Here is a 3,938-nt window from a genome sequence, read left to right on the forward strand (position 1 = left end):
CCATCCATCCGGAAGGTGCAAAGTGATTGTCTTTTGAAGCATTTTCTACATACACTGCAAATGCTTTAAAAGATGATGTTGACTTTGCTGCTGATGATGCTGCTTTTGGTGCTGCAAATGATACTGCCGCTCCTCCTACCATGAAAACGGTTGCTACTAACAAGCTCATTACCTTTCTCATTTTCCTTCTCCTTTTTTTAGATTTGTAGAATCTGAGTTCTACATTTTTTTACGGCTGCTACAAACTTTAGACTTACCTCCTTTTTAAAAAGTTTCATCCATTTTTTAATTTACAGCAACGCGTAATATTTAGCATAGCCCATACTTTTACGAATTTCAATACATTTTAATCTTTTTCACAAATTTTTCACATATACAAAGATCTATGGTACTACTTAATAACATCTGCATTTATTATGTTTTTTTGCAAAGTATTTATTGTGATTTTTTTTGGCAAAATGTTTTTTGTGATGTCCGTTTTTCTTTGCAAACTTAAAATTTTTATGATGGCCTCTTTTTGCAAAATGTTTTCCTTTTTGTCCTTTTTTTGCAAACTTTACTTTTTTATTGTTCTTTTTGGCAAAATTCTTTTTATCTCCTTTTTTCTTTTGATCTTTTTTTGCAATATTTGTTTCTTTCTTTGTATCTTTTTTTACATCTTTTTTATCGTACTTTTGTTCAATTTTTGCTTTACCGTTATCTTTAGGTGCTTTTTTTGCATCACCGGGTCCCATTGCAAAACTTACAGTCGTAAGTCCGAACATCAACATCAAACTTAACATCATTTTTGCGATTTTTAAATTTCTCATTTTGCCCCCCCTTTACTGTTTTTTCAAATACACAATTAAGACAAAACGAAAAATAAAAAAGTTACACCTTCCACTATAATTGTATTTAGCGAAACGAATTTATCTTTTAAATTCTAACTTCGTATTTGCCTCAATCGAGTACCAACCGCTTTCGCTTTCTTTTACGCACACTTCATTCGTCAAATACTTCGTTACAATTTAAAATCTTGAAATCCTTTGAAAGCCAACAAAAAAATTGTCATCCCGCACTTGATGCGGGATCTCGTAGTTTCATTGTCATTGCCACCGATTAGTAGTTTAAGATCTTAAGATTTTGTGTTACATTGTTCTTTGCTTTTAAAGAATTTAAAAATTTTTTGCAGTTAGTCGTAAAAAGAACGAATAGTTTGAGACGAACTGAAGTATTTTAAAGTTGCGGTGTACATGTCGCGAAAGCGGTACATAAGATTTTAAAATACAAAAGTGTAGCCCAAACTATTCGTTCGCTATAAGATTGGAATTATCTTTGTTTTTTGAGTGCATCTCCAATAATATTTTCTATTCCGTTAACCACTCCGATCTTTTCGTTAATCTGTTTCAACACAGCATCTTTCTGACCTTGCAAACTCTTTTCGATTTCTTTGGCTTTTTCTTGTGCAAGTTCGTTAACTTTTTGTTTTATCTTGTCTTTTGCCTCGTTAACTTTTGCAGAGAAAAGTTTTGAGATAGCATCATAAAGTTTTTTGTCTATATCGGAATTAATTTTTATATTAAGGTTTTCACTGTCTTGAGTTTGAGCTGTAAGATTAACATCAAAAGATTTTATTGAGTTTGTAATTTGTGCCAAATACTTTAAGTTACCTTCAACTGAATTTAATGCTTTTTCTTTTATATCTCTAAAAGCAATATCGGCACTGCACAAAAATCCGGAATTGTTCAAATCAAAAGATCCTGCAACATTAACTTTAGATGTATCTATAAGAGGTAAATAATCGTTCGGTTCTATATTCAATATCGTTCCCGAAAGGCCTTCCATTTCAACTTTTATATTATCTTTAGAATCTTTTGTTCTGTGATCAAAAAGTCCGTTAACCGCAAGTTTTTGCGTTGCATTATTTCCTGCAAGTTCCAATATTACAGGAGCACCTACCAACTTCGGTGAAGAAGAAATGTTTTTTATCAGACCTGAAAAATCTATACATGTTTCTTCTTTGGTTTTTGCGGTTGTTCCCGTTACTTTCATTAATGAAATAAGTAGTGAAGGATACAATTTTTCCCTAAACAAAATATCTCTGCCTAAAGCTCTTTGTTTAACTTCTTTTACTTCTTCTTCGTCCGAGCCTTCCGGAATATATTGCTTAATTATTGAAATATAATAAAGCACTTTTTCCACCCTGTTAACCCACTTTGTTCCGAACAACATTTGAGATATATTTTTAGTATTAAGTGTAGGTATGGATATTTTTTCACAAATCATATTAACATCGTTTGTTATGGTATTTTTAATTTGTTTTGTAACATCTATCGTTGCACTTACATCTTTTTTGGCATTATTAAGTTCAACCAAAATATCGTCAAACTCTTTTTTCAGAGTTTTAAGTTCGTTAACTTTTTTAGCGGTATTTGCAATATCCGCCAATGAACCGAACTTACTTTTCGAAAGGTCATCCGCCAATGCTTTTGCTCTGTTTATTTTTTCTTCATAATTAAAATTATTTATTTTATCCTGATAAGATTTATATTTATTCTGTAAATCCGCAGAAACTTTTTCTACTTCTTTTATTGAAGAAAGTCCGCTGTCTTCTATAAGTTTGTTTACATCAAAATTCTTTATTTGATCTTGAATTTTGTTAAACATTTCCACTGACGGCAAATTGTTAAATTCTGTTACCGTTTTATCTTTTGCTGTTTTAAACATTTTTGCAAACTTACTTTCTTTGTTTGATTTTTTCTTTTTCGGTAACTCGCCGGAAGTTTTTCTGTCTGTTTGCCATCTCAAACCGTCCAAACTCATTTCATCTATAACAACTTTTTTTCTTAACAGCGGAGCAAACCTGACATCAAATCTTACTTTTTCTATATCAACCAAATTTTTGAAATAATCATTTTTATCCGCAGCTCTGAATCCGTTTATTGTAACGGAACAATTTTTGAAACTTGTTTTTAAATAATCTATTTCCACTTTGGCACCGACAATTGTTTGTCCCGTAGATATTATTACTTTTTTCAAAATTTTATCGAAAAATAAAATATTTAATATTGCTATAAGAGCAATAATAATTATTGTTGTTAACAAGAAACTCCATCTTATAATTTTCATATTATTACTCTCCTATTTAACTATTTTTACTACATTTGCACTAAGTATTGCAGCCGACAATATTTTTACTATTTTCCACTTGGAAACTTTTTCTCTTAAATGCGTTCTGTAATAAACCAACAATTTTTTAGCTATTATCATATTCGGTATTATTAAAATTATACCGACAACCAAACTGCCCATAACTACGGTATTATTAAACTTTGTAAAAGGAACTACAGGTAAATTATAAAGGTATGTATAGAAACCGTTTAAAGAGTTTATATTTAAAATATAATAACCCAAACTGTCAAATAACGGATCTAAAGCAAAACTTAATATTTCGTATACTGCCCAAGCTAAAAATGCAGCGGAAATATTAACTCTAAACATCATTATTACAATAAACAGCACAAGTTTCATAAACATGTTGGGAACAAGTCCCAATATTGCACCGAGTGCAAATCCCCATGCCACTTGATTTGGTGAAATGTCTGTTTGAAAAATTACGATTATTTGTTTTAACAGTTTTAAGAAAAACATTTTGAACTCCTTAAAAATCGCTTTGCGATTTTTAGTCTATAATTTAAAATTTACAGTTTCTTAATTACTCAATTTTTCAACTATGTCGGTTATTTCCGTCGGCGTTTTGGCCTGATAATCGGGAGCCAAATTATTTAATTGTTGTTGTGAAGAGTATCCGTACAAAACACCTATTGTTGTTATACCGGCATTTTTGCCAACCATTATATCGTTTGCACCGTCACCTATCATAACAACATCTTCTTTATTTAAAGAAAACTTTTTTAAAATTTCGTATATCGGTAACGGGCTCGGTTTTTTCTCTTTAA

4 protein-coding genes are annotated in these 3,938 nt (G+C 30.8%); all 4 read right to left on the minus strand.

Annotated features, from left to right (window positions below; genetic code table 11):
- Positions 1-395: 395 nt before the first annotated feature.
- Positions 396-809 (minus strand): hypothetical protein, encoded by a 414-nt coding sequence (locus B2Y85_RS02270; protein ID WP_372518860.1) that lies wholly within the window; start codon positions 807-809, stop codon positions 396-398.
- 499 nt (positions 810-1,308) lie between these two features.
- The gene (locus B2Y85_RS02275; protein ID WP_372518861.1) at positions 1,309-3,108 is read right to left on the minus strand and encodes a TIGR03545 family protein; all 1,800 of its coding nucleotides are present in this window, start codon (positions 3,106-3,108) and stop codon (positions 1,309-1,311) included.
- A gap of 12 nt (positions 3,109-3,120) precedes the next feature.
- Entirely contained in the window at positions 3,121-3,630 is a 510-nt protein-coding gene (locus tag B2Y85_RS02280; RefSeq protein ID WP_372518862.1) for a TIGR03546 family protein, read from the minus strand.
- A gap of 60 nt (positions 3,631-3,690) precedes the next feature.
- On the minus strand, positions 3,691-3,938 hold a 248-nt coding region (locus B2Y85_RS02285; RefSeq protein WP_372518863.1), incomplete at its 5' end, for an HAD family hydrolase.

The organism is Candidatus Ruminimicrobiellum ovillum (assembly GCF_002392975.1).
GTDB lineage: Bacteria > Elusimicrobiota > Endomicrobiia > Endomicrobiales > Endomicrobiaceae > Ruminimicrobiellum > Ruminimicrobiellum ovillum.

Coding starts and splice junctions, on each gene's coding strand:
- B2Y85_RS02270 (WP_372518860.1), bottom strand. CDS start 809: ATGAGAAATTTAAAAATCGCAAAAATGATGTTAAGTTTGATGTTGATG.
- B2Y85_RS02275 (WP_372518861.1), bottom strand. CDS start 3,108: ATGAAAATTATAAGATGGAGTTTCTTGTTAACAACAATAATTATTATT.
- B2Y85_RS02280 (WP_372518862.1), bottom strand. CDS start 3,630: ATGTTTTTCTTAAAACTGTTAAAACAAATAATCGTAATTTTTCAAACA.